Source organism: Aestuariibacter sp. GS-14 (genome assembly GCF_006494365.1).
Classification (GTDB): domain Bacteria; phylum Pseudomonadota; class Gammaproteobacteria; order Enterobacterales; family Alteromonadaceae; genus Alteromonas; species Alteromonas mangrovi.
Map to the genome: position 1 here is coordinate 582412 of NZ_VHIP01000002.1, position 15660 is coordinate 598071.

Annotated in this window: 14 protein-coding genes; 10 read left to right on the forward strand and 4 right to left on the reverse strand. The window is 48.7% G+C overall.

Going from position 1 to position 15660, the window contains the following annotated elements:
- The first annotated feature begins 3 nt into the window (after positions 1 to 3).
- The gene (locus tag FJ444_RS05620) at positions 4 to 741 is read left to right on the forward strand and encodes a methyltransferase domain-containing protein (protein ID WP_255439041.1); all 738 of its coding nucleotides are present in this window, start codon (positions 4 to 6) and stop codon (positions 739 to 741) included.
- Here the strand turns inward: FJ444_RS05620 and FJ444_RS05625 are convergent, their stop codons facing one another.
- Positions 742 to 1776 carry a 2-hydroxyacid dehydrogenase gene (locus tag FJ444_RS05625; RefSeq protein WP_140956933.1) on the reverse strand — a complete coding sequence of 345 codons (1035 nt, stop codon included), beginning with the start codon at positions 1774 to 1776 and terminating at the stop codon, positions 742 to 744.
- Positions 1777 to 1867: 91 nt separating this feature from the next.
- Here FJ444_RS05625 and FJ444_RS05630 point away from each other — a divergent pair, with 91 nt between their 5' ends.
- Positions 1868 to 2797, forward strand: coding sequence for an NAD(P)-dependent oxidoreductase (locus FJ444_RS05630; protein ID WP_140956934.1), 930 nt, complete (start codon positions 1868 to 1870; stop codon positions 2795 to 2797).
- Here the strand turns inward: FJ444_RS05630 and FJ444_RS05635 are convergent.
- Positions 2771 to 4420, reverse strand: a complete 1650-nt coding sequence (locus FJ444_RS05635; protein WP_140956935.1) for a response regulator — start codon at positions 4418 to 4420, stop codon at positions 2771 to 2773. The genes FJ444_RS05630 and FJ444_RS05635 overlap by 27 nt on opposite strands.
- Before the next feature lie 287 nt (positions 4421 to 4707).
- On the opposite strand from FJ444_RS05635, the gene FJ444_RS05640 reads away from it, so the two are divergent.
- The 5 genes from FJ444_RS05640 (at position 4708) to FJ444_RS05660 (ending at position 10807) form a co-directional block, all read left to right on the forward strand.
- Complete coding sequence (locus FJ444_RS05640; protein ID WP_140956936.1) at positions 4708 to 6198, forward strand: CoA-acylating methylmalonate-semialdehyde dehydrogenase; 1491 nt, start codon at positions 4708 to 4710, stop codon at positions 6196 to 6198.
- Between the two features lie 11 nt (positions 6199 to 6209).
- Entirely contained in the window at positions 6210 to 7364 is a 1155-nt protein-coding gene (locus FJ444_RS05645) for an acyl-CoA dehydrogenase family protein (protein WP_140956937.1), read from the forward strand.
- A gap of 8 nt (positions 7365 to 7372) precedes the next feature.
- On the forward strand, positions 7373 to 8488 hold the full coding sequence (locus FJ444_RS05650; protein WP_140956938.1) for an enoyl-CoA hydratase/isomerase family protein: 1116 nt from the start codon (positions 7373 to 7375) through the stop codon (positions 8486 to 8488).
- A gap of 2 nt (positions 8489 to 8490) precedes the next feature.
- The gene (gene mmsB / locus FJ444_RS05655; RefSeq protein ID WP_140956939.1) at positions 8491 to 9378 is read left to right on the forward strand and encodes a 3-hydroxyisobutyrate dehydrogenase; all 888 of its coding nucleotides are present in this window, start codon (positions 8491 to 8493) and stop codon (positions 9376 to 9378) included.
- A 202-nt stretch (positions 9379 to 9580) separates the two neighbouring features.
- Positions 9581 to 10807, forward strand: a complete 1227-nt coding sequence (locus tag FJ444_RS05660; protein WP_181405072.1) for a TonB family protein — start codon at positions 9581 to 9583, stop codon at positions 10805 to 10807.
- Between the two features lie 79 nt (positions 10808 to 10886).
- On the opposite strand, the gene FJ444_RS05665 is transcribed toward FJ444_RS05660, so the two are convergent.
- Both FJ444_RS05665 and FJ444_RS05670 read right to left on the reverse strand, forming a co-directional pair.
- A complete protein-coding gene (locus tag FJ444_RS05665; protein WP_140956941.1) occupies positions 10887 to 12401 on the reverse strand; it encodes a DUF3413 domain-containing protein in 1515 nt (504 codons plus the stop codon).
- 6 nt (positions 12402 to 12407) lie between these two features.
- A complete protein-coding gene (locus FJ444_RS05670; protein WP_140956942.1) occupies positions 12408 to 12629 on the reverse strand; it encodes a DUF1414 domain-containing protein in 222 nt (73 codons plus the stop codon).
- Positions 12630 to 12765: 136 nt separating this feature from the next.
- On the opposite strand from FJ444_RS05670, the gene yejK reads away from it, so the two are divergent.
- The 3 genes from yejK (at position 12766) to FJ444_RS05685 (ending at position 15586) form a co-directional block, all read left to right on the forward strand.
- Positions 12766 to 13803, forward strand: coding sequence for a nucleoid-associated protein YejK (yejK, locus tag FJ444_RS05675; RefSeq protein ID WP_140956943.1), 1038 nt, complete (start codon positions 12766 to 12768; stop codon positions 13801 to 13803).
- Between the two features lie 105 nt (positions 13804 to 13908).
- Positions 13909 to 14784: a 6-carboxytetrahydropterin synthase gene (locus tag FJ444_RS05680; RefSeq protein WP_140956944.1), complete on the forward strand. Its 876-nt coding sequence runs from the start codon at positions 13909 to 13911 to the stop codon at positions 14782 to 14784.
- A complete protein-coding gene (locus tag FJ444_RS05685; RefSeq protein ID WP_255439043.1) occupies positions 14777 to 15586 on the forward strand; it encodes a M23 family metallopeptidase in 810 nt (269 codons plus the stop codon). Before FJ444_RS05680 ends, FJ444_RS05685 begins: the two co-directional genes overlap by 8 nt.
- The last annotated feature ends 74 nt before the right edge of the window (positions 15587 to 15660 follow it).

Below are 15660 nucleotides of genomic sequence, written 5' to 3' on the forward strand. Positions count from 1 at the left end.
ATCGTGCAGGATCACTCTTTTGACGGTATTGCTGGCAAGTTTGCCAAAAATATTTACGGCACCACCAAAGGCGCGCTGCGTCATCAGCTGTTATGTGATGCGCTCGACGAGCTGCTGCCTGACAAACCGCTAAATATCATTGAACTGGGCGGCGGCACAGGCGTAATGTCTGCTTATCTGGCCAACAAAGGGCATGCGGTAACGTTAACCGACGTATCGTCAGATATTCTGGCGCTGGCAGACGTGCCTGATTCGGTAACCCGTTATCAAGCTGATTTGCAAAGTATTACGAACCTCGCTGAGTACGATGTGGTGTTGTGTCATGCCGTATTGGAGTGGTTGGCTGATCCCAGGGCTGCATTAGCGCATATGGCAACGCATATGCGCCCGGGCAGCCTGTTGAGCCTGACCTTTTTTAACAAGGATGCGGCGCTGTTTGGCAATGCGGTTTACGGTAATTTTGATTACATTGCCCGCGGCATGAAAGTGAAAAACCAGGTCCGCCTGAATCCACAACAGCCACTGTCGGTGCCAACGGTTACCGAATGGGTTGAATCCCTCGGGTTTGAGGTGTTGGCATCGCGCGGTATACGTTGTTTTCACGACTACCTGCGCGATAAACAAGTCGCCTCCAGCGACTACGAGGCTCTGTTAGCGCTGGAGCGAAAGTACAATCAACATACCCCATTCAAATGGTTAGGAAAGTACTATCATTTGTGGCTGCACTTAAACAAACCCTGATCAGGGCAGCACCAGAAACCGGCTCTTTGGCTCTGCACCATTGGCAAAGGGCGTGGCAAATTGATTGTTGTAGCCAATCATGTTCTCCAGCGTGACCTCGGCAATCTGATTAAGTGCCTCAATGGTAAAAAAGCCCTGATGACCGGTTATTAATACGTTGTGAAACGATGCCAGGCGTTCAAATACGTCATCCTGAATGATCTCACTGGAATGGTCGCGAAAGAACAGTTCTGATTCCATTTCGTACACATCCAGTCCCAAATATCCCAACTTGTGTGATTTAAGGGCGTTAATGACGGCGCGGGTATCAATCAATCCGCCTCTGGATGTGTTGATCAACATCACGCCATCCCGCATGGAAGCGAGTGAATTTTCATTTATCAGGTGATGACTTTGTTCATTTAACGGGCAATGCAAACTAATAATATGACTGGTGCTGAACAGGGTGGTTAAGTTGGTATACTGTGCGCCAAGTGCGGTTAACGCCTCATTGGGGTAGGGGTCATAGCATAGAATGTTGCAGCCAAAACCGGTTAACAGACGCACCAATGCTGCGCCTATGTGTCCGGTACCTACCACGCCAATGGTTTTGTCGTGCAATGTAAAACCCAACAAACCATTTAAATCAAAATTCCCATCGCGAACGCGGTTATAGGCTTTATGGGTTTTGCGATTAAGCGTCATGATCAGTGCCAGCGCATGTTCTGCCACGGCTTCTGGTGAATAGGCGGGTACCCGTGATACAGCCAGTCCCAGTTCACTTGCGCAGTCGATATCTACGTTATTGTAACCCGCGCAGCGCATCGCAATGTGTTTAACACCGGCATCGTGAAGTGTACGTAATATTTCAGCGTCCAGTTTGTCGTTTACAAACGCGCACACCGTATCGAAACCCTGACAAAGTGACGCCGTTTTGGCAGAAAGCGGTGTATCAAAACTGCTTAGTGAGATTTGCGAATACAATGGATGCGAAGAGAACGACTGCTTGTCGTAAGCCTGGGTGCTAAACATGGCTATTCTGGGGGTAGATTGCATGCCAATCCTCCTTGGGCGTCTGCATATGCGATGAGAAAAGCCAGTGTAATCGGCAGAAAATGCTATTGCCAGCAGATTAACCAATCCAGCAATGATCCAGCGCAATACCGTGATAGACTATCGGCAGTTTATGCAAACAGGACTTCTATTCATGCAGGTGAGTTTTATTGGACTGGGTGTTATGGGATATCCCATGGCTGGTCATCTTCAACGTGCGGGTCATTCGGTATGTGTTTACAATCGCACTGCTGCCAAGGCCAAGGCATGGCAGCAAACGTATGGTGGCGACATTGCACTTACCCCAGCAGACGCGGCGAAAAACGCCGAGATAATTTTTGTATGTGTGGGTAACGATGACGACGTGCGCGAAGTCATTACCGGTGAACACGGCGCGTTACAGCATTGTAAAGCAGGGGCGTTGTTAGTTGATCACACAACAGCGTCGGCGCAATTAGCACGAGAATTAGCCGCAGCCTGCGCAAAGAAAGGCGTGAGCTTTCTGGATGCACCGGTATCTGGCGGGCAAGCCGGAGCCGAAAATGGCCAGTTAACTATAATGGTTGGTGGCGAGCAAAGTGCATTTGCCAAAGCGCAACCTGTTATGGATGCCTATGCCCGACACAGCCAGTTACTGGGTGAACACGGTAGCGGTCAGTTAGCTAAAATGATGAATCAGATTTGTATTGCCGGCATTGTGCAGGGCTTGGCTGAAGCTATTCATTTTGGCAAACAAGCGAACATGGACTGCCAAGCAGTGATTGACGTGATCAGCAAGGGCGCCGCACAATCCTGGCAAATGGAAAATCGCGCCAGCACCATGATCAAAGGTGAATATTCGTTTGGTTTCGCGGTCGACTGGATGCGCAAGGACTTAGCCATTGCGCTGGAAGAGGCTCGCCGCAATGGGTCAACATTGGCCCTTACCGCACTGGTTGATCAGTACTATGCCGATGTACAGAAATCAGGTGGTAGCCGCTGGGATACGTCCAGCCTGTTAACCCGGCTCACCGGCGTTAAATAGAGGCGGCTCTGTTAGCGCATCCGTGATTTGCGGATATTGCTGTAGCAACTGCGCATAACGGCGTTGATTATTGGCAGACAGCGACTGTGCCAGCACACTTTTTACTAACTCGGTAAGGGTGAGTGCGCGGTAGCTGTTTGCACCATGAATTAACATGGTTTGCAGCATGTTCAATAGAAATGCCGGTTCGTCAGGGGTTAATTGTAATGCGCGGTAAAACGCTGCCATAGCCTCTACATGCTGCTTTTTCACAAACAGTTGCTGTCCCAATTCGTTGTAATGTTCTGCCCGTTTAGCTGCTAACCCAGTGTCCTGCTCGGCAGTGAGCATTCGGGTTTGTAGTGTTTGTTGTTCTGCGGGCATTTCACCAAGTTCGGTTTTACCTCTGGCCAATTCCAGCATCTGGATCGCGCGTTTTTCGTCACCTAAAGAGCTGGCAACACGAGCGGCAATGATTAACGTATTGGCGGAGCTGCGTTGATAGGCATTCATGTGCTCGCGACCAACAATTTCTTGCGCTTTACCTAATTGATTTTCCATTACGTAACTGTAAGCCAACAAGTAATCATGGCGTTGTTGCACTTGTAAATCAGATTGACTGCGCGCGGCAACGCCCATAAGTTTTCGCGCCTGACTCAGGCTTTCTTCGCGATGATTATAGGGACTCTGCTGGGCAATACTCAGGTAAAACTCAGCCAGTTCAAACGTAAATTCATCAAAGCGTTCTTTCGTTGAGCGGTTGTATTCCCGTTTCTTTTGCAGTAAATCAATACTTTCTATAATGCGATTTTGCTTCTGGTACGTCATGGTTTTTAACCGCGTAGCAGGCAAACTTAACTCGCTGTCCTGAATGTGATCTAAAAAGTACTCTGCTTTTTCATATGCCGCTTGCTCGAACGACAAGCAGGCAAGCCATTCAAATGCCTTATCACGGGTAAGTAGGGTCTCCAGCATATCGTCCAGACTGGCATGACACGCCGACCAGTCACCCGTCTGATAATGGCATTTTAGTTTGCCCCATTGCGCCCACAATACCTTGTTTGACTGAGCGAGGGTCGCCTCATAAATGGTGAGTGCTGCGGCATAATCTCCTTTTTGTAAAAGCAACCGCGCACGGAGTTTATCCAAATCCGTCGCCACCCGAGGCGGCAGGGGAGTGCCGTTATGCTTTTCCAGCGTAGTAATGGCTGCTGCAATATTGCCTTCATCCATATAGCGCAAGGCCGTTGCAGCAAATTTACGGTACTCCAGGTAGTGATTAATTCCACGGTGCAGGGCGTTAATGGTATAAGGTTTAAGCAGTAACAGATCCGGATGCGTATCGATAATTTGGCCGATGGTTTGTGGCAGGCGATCTGCTGTGATAAAGACTATGCCAGTACTAGGTTGGATAAATTCGGATTGCCGAAGTATCTGAACCCACTCCACGCCATTGCGTCTTTGACCCAGATGAAAATCAAAAATAAGTAATTCGAAATTTTGTTTCTTCAGCGCATTTTTCAGTTCTGTACCGGTACTGAAACTACTTACCTCCAGATTACCCAATACAATTAAATGACTGCGGATCGTTGCCCGGGCTGTGGCATTGTCTTCAATAATGGCAACGCGGAGTCGTTGGCTCATCGGTTAGCCCTGCAAGTGCAACGTCACAATGACATGAAAAATACTGACTACCACAGAACCCACAAGAATTTCCTTTGCTACATCAATACGCTAAGCATAACAGGCACAACTTCACTTAGCACGTACCGAATGGCCACAGTGGTGTAATCATAGCTAAATACCAACGAAAAATAACCTTTATGTCACAATAAATTTACAAGGGGGAGGGCAAATTTTAAGAGCTTACGTTTACGTTAACGTATGGTTGGTATAGCGTTAACGTACTCTACACAGTTACCGAGAAAGTGATGAAACAGGTTCCTCTTTTAATTAATGGCAACATGGTTGCCTCTCAAACCACTCAATTTATAGATGTAACGAATCCCGCCAATGGCGACGTCATTGCCCGCACACCGGTGACTACCAACGCTGAAATGCAGCAAGCGCTAAGTGCAGCAAAAAAAGCATTTGAAACATGGCGCCACGTGCCGGTAACTGAACGCGCCCGTATCATGATGCGTTATCAGGCTATTTTAAAGCGCGACCAAAAGCGCATTGCCACCGTGTTGGCTGAGGAGACAGGTAAAGTATTCGACGACGCTATGGGTGATGTATGGCGTGGCATTGAAGTGGTTGAGCAAGCCATGAATGCGCCAAGTCTGATGATGGGTGAAACCGTTGAGAACGTGGCCCGTGGCATCGACACCTGCAGCTTTATTCAGCCCATTGGTGTGTGTGCTGGTATTACTCCCTTTAACTTCCCGGCCATGATCCCGTTGTGGATGTTTCCGCTGGCTATTGTATGCGGCAATACTTTTATTCTTAAACCGTCCGAGCAGGACCCGCTCACGCCCATGCTACTGGCAGAACTGTTTATTGAAGCGGGCGCGCCTGCTGGTGTGCTTAATGTAGTGCATGGCGGCAAAGAACAAGTGGATACCCTGTTACATCACCCTGATATCGCAGCTGTATCCTTTGTCGGGTCGGTACCTGTTGGCCAGTATATTTACCGCACCGCAACGGAAAACCTCAAACGTGCACAGTGTTTTGCTGGCGCTAAAAACCACACAGTGGTGATGCCCGACGCGAACAAACAGCACGTTATCAATAATCTGGTTGGTGCTTCTGTAGGCGCAGCTGGCCAGCGCTGTATGGCAATTTCGGTTGCTGTGTTTGTAGGCAGTGCGCAGGAGTGGATTGAAGAACTGGCACAGCAGATCAGCAAGGTTACACCGGGTGTATGGAACGACGACAAGGCAGGCTTTGGACCAATTATCAGTGCGGCTGCCAAACACCGCGTGCTGGATTTAATTGCCTCGGGTAAAGCACAAGGCGCGACGTGTCTGGTTGATGGAAGTGAATTCACAGTAAAAGGGTTGGAGAACGGCCATTGGATTGGACCTACGGTATTCAAAGACGTGACAACGGATATGCGTATTTATCAGGAAGAAATCTTTGGTCCGGTATTGTGCTGCATGTGTGTTGATACGTTAGAAGAAGCGCTCGCGCTGGTTAACAGCAATCCCTATGGCAATGGTACCTCTATATTTACCGCCAGCGGCGCAGCAGCGCGTAAGTATCAGTCGGAAGTGACAGTAGGACAGGTGGGGATTAATGTGCCTATTCCGGTTCCACTGCCATTCTTTTCGTTTACCGGCTGGAAAAACTCATTCTTTGGCGATTTGCATGCCTATGGTAAGCAAGCTGTGCGGTTCTACACAGAAACCAAAACGGTAACGTCGCGCTGGCCTGAGCAGGACATCCCAAGTGGTCCGAACATGACCATTAACTTGCGCTAAAGGGGACGCCAATGAACTTTAATATGACCGAAGACCAACAGGCCTTTGCCGATGTTGCAAAGCAGTTTGCCATGCAGGAACTTGCGCCTTTTGCCGCGCAGTGGGACAGGGAACACACGTTTCCCATCGACACTATTCGCAAGGCGGGCGAACTGGGTTTTTGTGGACTTTACACCCCTGAATCAGACGGTGGCCTGGGATTAAGCAGACTGGATTCCTCCATTATTTTTGAGCAGTTGTCGATGGGATGTACCACAACGACGGCCATGCTCACAATACACAATATGGCCACCTGGATGATCGCTAGCTGGGGCACTGAAAGTATTAAATCGCATTGGTTGCCCGGTTTAGTGACTGGCGAACAGCTAGCCTCGTATTGCCTTACTGAACCCGGTGCAGGTTCGGACGCGGCCAGTTTATCAACCAAGGCCGAAAAAACCGATGCAGGTTATCGCCTGAATGGCAGTAAAGTGTTTATTTCCGGCGCGGGTGAAACCGACGTATTGGTAGTGATGGCGAGAACGTCCAACGACGGAGCCAAGGGCATTTCTGCGTTTGTGGTACCCGCGAATTCACCGGGTATTATATATGGTAAGCCAGAAGAAAAAATGGGCTGGAATGCACAGCCAACCCGGATGATCACGTTCGACAACGTGGAAATTAGTCATGCCAGCCTGTTGGGTGAACATGGCCAGGGGTTTACTTTTGCCATGAAAGGTCTGGACGGTGGTCGCATTAATATTGCCACTTGTTCGGTTGGCACGGCGCAGCAGGCACTGGACACTGCGCGTGACTACATGCTTGAGCGCAAACAGTTCGGTAAACCGCTGGCGGCGTTCCAGGCACTGCAATTTAAACTGGCCGATATGAACACCGAATTAGTGGCTGCCCGTCAGTTAGTGCGGATGGCAGCGGCTAAACTGGATGAAAATGATCCGCAAAAAACGGCCTATTGCGCCATGGCAAAACGATTTGCCACTGATGTGGGATTTAAGGTGTGTAACGAAGCGCTGCAAATTCACGGTGGCTATGGCTATATCAAGGAATATCCACTGGAGCGTCATATGCGTGATGTGCGTGTCCATCAGATCCTGGAAGGCACTAATGAAATTATGCGCCTGATCATCAGCCGGCAAATCCTGCAGGAAGGCAGTCAGATTCTTTAGGAGCCAGTATGACCGACAAGCTCAATGTAAAACGTCTGCCCGCCGCGTCTGGTGGCGATGTGGGCATACTTACGCTGAACAAACCCAAGGCATTAAATGCCTTGGATTTGGATATGGCTAAAGCCCTGTATGCACAGTTAACCGACTGGCAACACGACGACAGCATTGTGATGGTATTGTTGGCCAGTGAAGGCGAAAAAGCCTTCTGTGCTGGCGGTGACATCGTTTCGATGTATCAGGCCATGCAGGAGCAGCAACATCAGGTACCGGATTTTCTGGCAGACTTTTTTGCCCGCGAATACGAGCTGGATTATTTGATCCACCGTTACGGTAAACCCATTGCTGTGTGGGGCGCTGGGATCGTGATGGGCGGCGGAATAGGGTTGTTGGCGGGTGCCAGTCATCGCATTCTGACGCCATCTTCCCGGTTAGCCATGCCTGAAATTACCATTGGTTTATATCCTGATGTGGGAGCGAGCTTTTTTCTGCCACGTGCACCGGGCAAAACAGGGCTATTCCTGGGGTTAACCGGGGCGTCAGTGAATGCCACGGATGGCCTGTATGTAGGTTTAGGTGATTACCTGTTGGCAGACGACGCCTTTGATGATTTTTGTGATGCACTGGAAGCGCAGCATTGGGTTGCAGGCGATGCGCACAATCAACTCACAGCGTTATGCGCCCGGTTTGAGTTAAGTAAACACACCTGGCCAACCGGTAAATTAGCGGCCTGGCAGCCTGTAATTGATGAACTGCTATCCGAGTGCACCAGTGCCAGTGACGCCGTTGAGGCTATCCTTCAGTGCAATAATAAAGACGACAATTGGTTTGTTCGCGCCCAACAAGGGTTGGCTGCGGGTTCACCTATCACTATGCATTTGGTGTGGGAACAGTGTAAACGCGGTGCCGACATGTCACTGGAAGCCTGTTTTCAAATGGAATTAGTGATGTCGTGCCGTTGTGGTGAATCTGGCGAATTTGCGGAAGGTGTCAGGGCACTACTTATCGACAAGGACAAACAGCCAAAATGGTTGTTTAACTCGGTAGATGACGTACCTGAAGCCGTCATTACACAGCATTTTACCAGTCCATGGTTACAACACCCCCTGGCAGGTTTAGGAGAATAACAATGACAAATATTGCGTTTATCGGTTTGGGCAACATGGGTGGCCCAATGGCAGCCAATTTAGTGAGAAAAGGTGAATCCGTTACCGTATACGATCTGGTTCCCGATGCCGTTAAATTACTCGAGGAAAAGGGCGCTATGGCTGCCGGTAGTCCTCAGGAGGCGGTGAAAAATGCCGATGTGGTGGTAACCATGCTGCCCGCGGCCCAACATGTTAAATCGCTGTACCTGGGTGACGACGGCCTGATTGCGCATGCCAAAACCGGTGCACTGTTTATTGATTGCAGCACCATAGATGCACAAAGTGCCAAACAGGTGGGCACCGCCGCAGTAAATGCTGGTTTTGCGTTTATTGACGCTCCCGTTTCAGGCGGTGTGGCTGGCGCTGCAGCGGGTACGCTGACCTTTATCATGGGCGGCGATGACGCGTCTGTTGTGCGCGCTAAACCCATTCTGAAACACATGGGCGCAAATCTGTTCCACGCAGGTAGTCTAGGCGCAGGGCAAATTGCCAAGTTGTGTAATAACATGTTGTTGTCGGTACTAATGACCGGTACCTCTGAAGCACTACAGCTTGCAATAGCCAACGGGCTGGATCCCAAAGTGATGTCAGATATTATGTTACAAAGTTCAGGGTGTAACTGGACCCTGCAAAAATACAATCCTTGCCCGAATGTGATGGAAAATGTGCCTTCGAGTAATCAGTACCAGGGCGGCTTTATGGTGAAGCTGATGAATAAAGATTTGAGTCTGGCGATGGAAGCTGCGCAGCAGGTGGGGGCGTCTACACCCATGGCGGCCGCAGCACAGGCGTTGTACCGCATGCATCAGTTAAAGGGCAATGCCGATCGCGATTTCTCCAGCATTTTTGAATTGCTCGGCAAAGCATAGGTTTTACCTCTCTAAACAACACACCCGGGCGGCGTCTTGCCCGGGTGTACCTTCATCATGCTCCTGTTTTTCTTATCACGCACTCACAGATATAGGCTATTGGTCTGACGAGTGTTGACAATTTGTTCACATGTTATACTTTAGTCGTGTAGTAACGAAATATTTAACGCAATGAATGTGTTGTTCACTTAGGAGTAGTGGAATGAAAGTTACCCCATCCCGCCTGGCTGTTGGCCTGGCACTTATCACTGCCGGTTGTTTCTCTCAGGCTTACGGTGCATCGGTTACCGACAGTTACAAACAATACCAGATTGCCTCTGCACAGGGTGATGTTCAGCAAGCGTTGGTTTATGCAAAAGCGGCCTTTGAACAGGGCCAGGCAGCCTATGCTCAGGAACCAGAAAATCGGCTCAACCTTAACTACAACTTAGCACTGGCGTATGCCAATGCGGGAAAAACTGAGCAAGCTATTGAACAGTTTAACAACGTGGTTGAACAAAGCGAAAGCGTGTTTGGCAAACACCACTTACGCACGGTTGCCGCCAAATTAGAGCTGGCCAAACTGTATACGTCACCGGATAACGGTTTAAGACAATCCACTGCGATACACAAGTACAATCAGATATCACGTGAACTGTTAGAAGGCCTCGATGAGTCAGCAGCTGCGCATCCGGATGATGCTGCTCAGTTGTATTACCTCGTTGTTACCCGGTTATTGAGCACCAATACACCGCTGATTTCAAAGTCCGGTGCAATAGAAATCGCTGAGCGTGGCTTTGCATTAGCAATAACCCATTGGGGCGAGCAGGACACCCGCACGCTGGATCAGGCATTTATACTCGGTAAACGGTTGTTTTCTAGTCGCGACTTTAGCAAAGCGGCATTGTATTTAAACACAGTGGCAACAACGTTGGATAACCACCTGGCTTACAGTCACCCATGGAGTTTGCAGGCTCATGCAATGCTTTCGGTGTGTTACGAGCAAAACGGTAATGCCCAACTGGCGTCTTATCACAGCGATAAAATTCAGCAGATGACGCCCTGGAGTGAACATCAGGATCCATTGCCATTAATGCGCCAAAGCCCCGGTTACCCCCATGGAGCTGACCGCACACGGGATGACGCCACAGTAACGGTGAGTTTTGATTTGAATGAAAAAGGCGAAGTCGTTAATGCAAGCATCGTGAATATAGACGGTAGTCGCTATTTCGGAGACAGTGCGTTAGAAGCCGTTAAACAATGGCGATATGCGCCGCAAATTAAAGATGGACAGGCTGTTGCTGCGAAGGGACTCACAGTCGATGTCGACTTTGCAGGCCAGTCTTTTTATGCGTTAAATAACATCGACTGGGAACTGGGTTATCATCGCCGCGATGATTTATTTGACAGCGCAGCGTATCGCGTTGTGAAAAAAGACTCAGCCAAATAAACCATTTTTAAGCGAATACAAACCAAAACGGGACGCATAGCGTCCCGTTTTTTCTAATGTTGATCAGTACGTTAAATCGTTACTGCATAAAGCGCGTTAAATGTTTAATGGCGCGGCTAAGTAAATCCACATTTAACGCTTGGTCGCTGCGCATATTGTTACTGATTTGGGTAATGTCGTAACTGCCGTTGCTCAGCACCTCTATGCGTTGATCCCCGTATATAACAACGACTTTCTCTCCGGATGTACTCACCAGCCAATCGCGCTTGGGCGCAAGCAAATTTTGCCCGGTAGAGTAAAAGCTCACGTCAGCAGCACATCCCAGTGCGTTTAACAGCGTGGGGGTTAAGTCTTCGTTACTGGCAAGGTTTGCTGTTACCGGCAAATTGGTGAACAGGCTGCCGGTTGGCGCACCATAACCCGTGGCAACCATCACCAGCGAGCGGGATAAATCCTGTTGTGCTAATAACGATGTAATGGTTTCTCCTGACACAAAAGCAATGGTCAGCGCTGCGCTATTCTCCAGGGAAGTGGCAAATTCTACAGCAGGGAATTGCTTTTTCCGGAAACGAATATCTTCAACGTAAACCTGCGCCGAAACACCATAGGCTTTTGCTAACGCCAGAATAATTGGCGATTCCTGCAGTAGACTTTGCTGGTACAATTCCGGCACACCAAACAAGGTGCTGCTAATTAACCCTTCTGGCGAACTGGCCAGGGTAAAGAATTGTTCAATTTCGCGCAGGTCGGCATTTTTAACCGCAGTCTGAATATTTGCCTGGTCGGTTTGAACCAGCAGCAGAGCACTCTGACTTTCATCAATGGCGCAATATACAGGTGCAGACGGGTATGCAATCGTGTGAATGTCAGGCTCAAACTGCAGTTGTTTGCGCTGCTGATAGCGTTCGATATCCAGCAAACCATAACGCGACATGGTGGTTTTTGCTGTTGCCGGATAAGACAACGGAAACATATTGTCCTGTTTAATAATCGGCTGATACAGCTGTGCATCGGCCCACACGTGGATGGCATGACCCGATACAAAACACACCACAAAAAAGCTCACAACCGGGCGAGCAATACGGTGGGTCATTAATCTGTCGATGCGCTTCCAAACCGCATTGGCCAGCATAAGCTGGAAGCCCAGCCAAATCACAAACAACAACAATAAATACAGCCATTGTTGCCAGTTGATAGTTAAAAATTCACTGGCCGCTTCAGACTTAATCAGGTTTGCAGAACTGTGTGTTAAATGAAATCCCGTACGGTTAAACAGCAACGCATCGAATGCCAGTACCGCCAGGCCAAGCGCAGAAACCGCTGAAGCAATGGTTTTAATGGTGCGCTGTGACACGTCCAGATAGCACAAGGGCAGGATAAAAATCACAAACCCAAAAAAGGTTAAAAACCCAATGTGACCAAACCAGTTGGCAAATAAATAAAACGTACCCAAGCCGGTACCCGGCGCAGGCGAGGACACTACATAAACAGAGGCAATGATAATGGCGATAACAATGTTGGCTAACGCGAACCAGTGCCCCCAGTTAACCAGCTTGGTAACGCGTTGACGTCGTGGAGATTCCGCTAAAATCATGGTAGCTTATGCTGTTCCCTGTACGCTTTTAGTCAGTACTTTGGTAAATTGTTCAACCATGGCTTGCCGTTGATGTGGCGCAACCTGTTGTTCAAAAATGTGGGTGATCACATTACCCAGTACCATTAAAGAAAGATCGCGACCAGCGCCTTCTTTTTCGAGTACCATTATAATTTCGTTCATCAGACGCTCGAAGTCGGCATCGCTGTATCGGCTTTGTTGGGGCACTTTACGCCTCTTGTGATTAATTCGCTTGAAAAAGCATAGTTTTGGCAATAAAGCGATTATAATCGTTGTGCATCTGATAACAATCATTCATTCAAAAAACTGCATCATTAGTCAACGAATTGGACATCAGTAATACATGAGCATATTGATACATCATTTTGTCGTACATCAGCTTATCGTGAATAACGACGGCAAAATGCAACTGATCCCACGAGAAGGTTGCCTGCCGGTTACTTCTGCATTAGAACAACTCGGACACCAGTTACATCATACCTTTGTGAGTAAACCGGGTAAGGGTGTAGGGCATTTTGCGGAATCAACCGAGCAAAATACGTTTGTTACTGCATTGCAGGGTTATCAGGCTGCGCATGCAGACAGTCCGGCCGACAGTGGCAGCGCTTACCTTGCTTTCACTAAAGACACCAGTAATTTACTGGTGCAATCGCTGGTTGATACCGGCCAGGTGGAAACCGGGTTTGTGCTGTTTGTACACTACGAATATCTGGCCACGCAGTTTTTATTAGTTACCCTGTTAAATACCAAAGCGCACGTGGAAGTGAGTCAAAATCTGGATTTGTCCAGCCGGGAGCACCTGGACCTGGCTAAAATGCAGTTGGCTGTGCGTATTGATTTAACCCAGTATCGCATTGAGCCACAGCAGCAGCGCTACATCAGTTTTATTAAAGGTCGCATGGGCAGAAAGGTTGCTGACTTCTTTATGCAATTTGTTGGCTGTGAAGAAAAAGTGGATGTGAAGCAGCAGAACAAACAGCTGATTCAGTCGGTGGAAACCTATCTTGCCTCTGAAAATCTTGATCCAGAAGAAAAAACCACCCACCGTGAGCAGGTGACCAGTTATTTTAAAGAACAACTCGACAGTGGCGAAAGCATCCGGGTAAGTGAGTTGTCAGCGAGATTGCCGTCCGATGAGGGCAGCGATCACAATTTCGCGGCATTTACCGCTGGACTTGAATCACCGCTGGAACCTGAAATTCAACCCGATCCAGCTGCGCTAAGACAACTTACCAAGTTTACCGGACAGGGCGGTGGTGTGTCGGTGAGCTTTGAACGTAAATTGCTGGGCGAGCGGGTAATATATAATCCCGACACCGATACGTTAACCATCAAAGGCATACCGCCTAACCTGAAAGACCAGTTGAAGCGAAATCTGTAGGAATAGCAGGCCATACCAGCGAAAACTGGGTATAATGCCTGCATTAAATACCCGGCGATGAATAGTCGGGTACCTGATAAGTAAGAATTAACCTGACGAGACGTAATGCAATTATTTGTTAATGACTTAACCGTAATGGACTTCTCCTACCTGTGCCCGCAGCGCGGCATGGTGGGTGAAAGCTGGATTGTGGATGTGTTGCTTGATGGCACGCTGAACGAAGAGAGCATGGTTCAGGATTTCGGTATCGTAAAGAAAAACTTAAAGCGACTCATCGACAGCTATGTTGATCACAAGTTGCTGGTACCTGCAGAGTGCAGTGCTACTACTATTCGTCATGACGACGACACAGACTATGTAGAAGTGAATTTTGCGCTGGCAGATCAAAAAGCCATCCAAATGTATTGTCCTGCAGATGCTTATGCGTTTATTTATGCGCCTATTATTACTATGGAGTCGGTAAGTGAATACCTGCGGGAAGTGATTGCAACACATTTACCCGACAACGTAGACAATCTTACTATTCTGCTGCGCACTGAAGTCATTAATACGCCGTTTTATCACTATACCCATGGGCTAAAAAAGCATGATGGTAACTGTCAGCGTATTGCTCACGGTCACCGTTCTAAAGTTGATATTTATACCGATGGCGAAAATGACCTTGAGAGTCAAACCTACTGGGCAAATCGCTGGTGCGATATTTACATTGCCTCAGAAGAAGACAGGATCACGGCTGAGCAGTTAAAACTGCAACAAAAATTACCCAGCTATCAGGATCACGTGTGTTTTGCCTACGAGGCGACACAAGGCTACTTCGAAATAGTGTTGCCTGAATCTCAATGTGAAGTGATCACCACGGATTCAACAGTGGAATGTCTGGCGCAATACATCTATCAGCAACAAAAGTTGCGCAAGCCGGGTAGCCATTGCTGCGTATTGGCTTACGAAGGCGTTGGAAAAGGTGCCAGAGTTAGTGACTAAACGCCTGTTTTGCCTGTTAGTTGGGGTGTGTTTAGCATTGTCTGCACAGGCCGGGTCGTTGGTGCTTAAAGGCGAGGCTACACAAGGCAGTCTGATGCGCGGCAAACTGCCTTCAGGCACTAAGGTGTGGCTGAATGACAATCCGGTAGATACCTTGGATGATGGTGCCTTTGCGATTGGGTTTGGTCGCGATGCAAAGGTTAGCCATACATTGCGTTGGTTACTACCATCGGGTGAACAACAAAGCCAAACCATCGTGTTGGCTGAACGTGAATATCCTACTCAACGTATTGAAGGTGTGCCTCAGGCCATGGTTACGCCACCTGAAAGCGTATTGGCACGAATAAAGAACGATAACTGGCTGGTAGCAAACGCCCGAAAAGCCCGTTCCGAATTGCGGGACTTTACTTCTGAGTTTATCTGGCCAGCCGAAGGACCAATTACTGGCGTGTACGGTAGTCAGCGCATTTTTAATGGTGAACCAAAGCGTCCGCATTACGGTGTGGATGTGGGCGCGCCAACCGGTACTGATGTGGTAGCACCCGCAGGCGGTACAATTACTCTGGCACAGGCTGATTTATACTATTCCGGTGGTACCCTGATCATCGATCACGGACTTGGCGTAAATTCGACCTTTTTGCATTTAAGTAAATTGACGGTAGCGGTGGGTGATCGGGTAGAGCAGGGTCAGAAAATTGGTGAAATCGGTGCAACCGGCCGTGCAACCGGGCCACACCTGGACTGGCGGTTGAACTGGTATGACGAACGATTGGATCCGGCACTGTTGGTACCGCCCCGTTGAACCTGCACGTCGAAAAGTAAACTTCTATGCAAATTGGTATTAATAAAACAGGCTGCAAATCGCAGCCTGTTTGT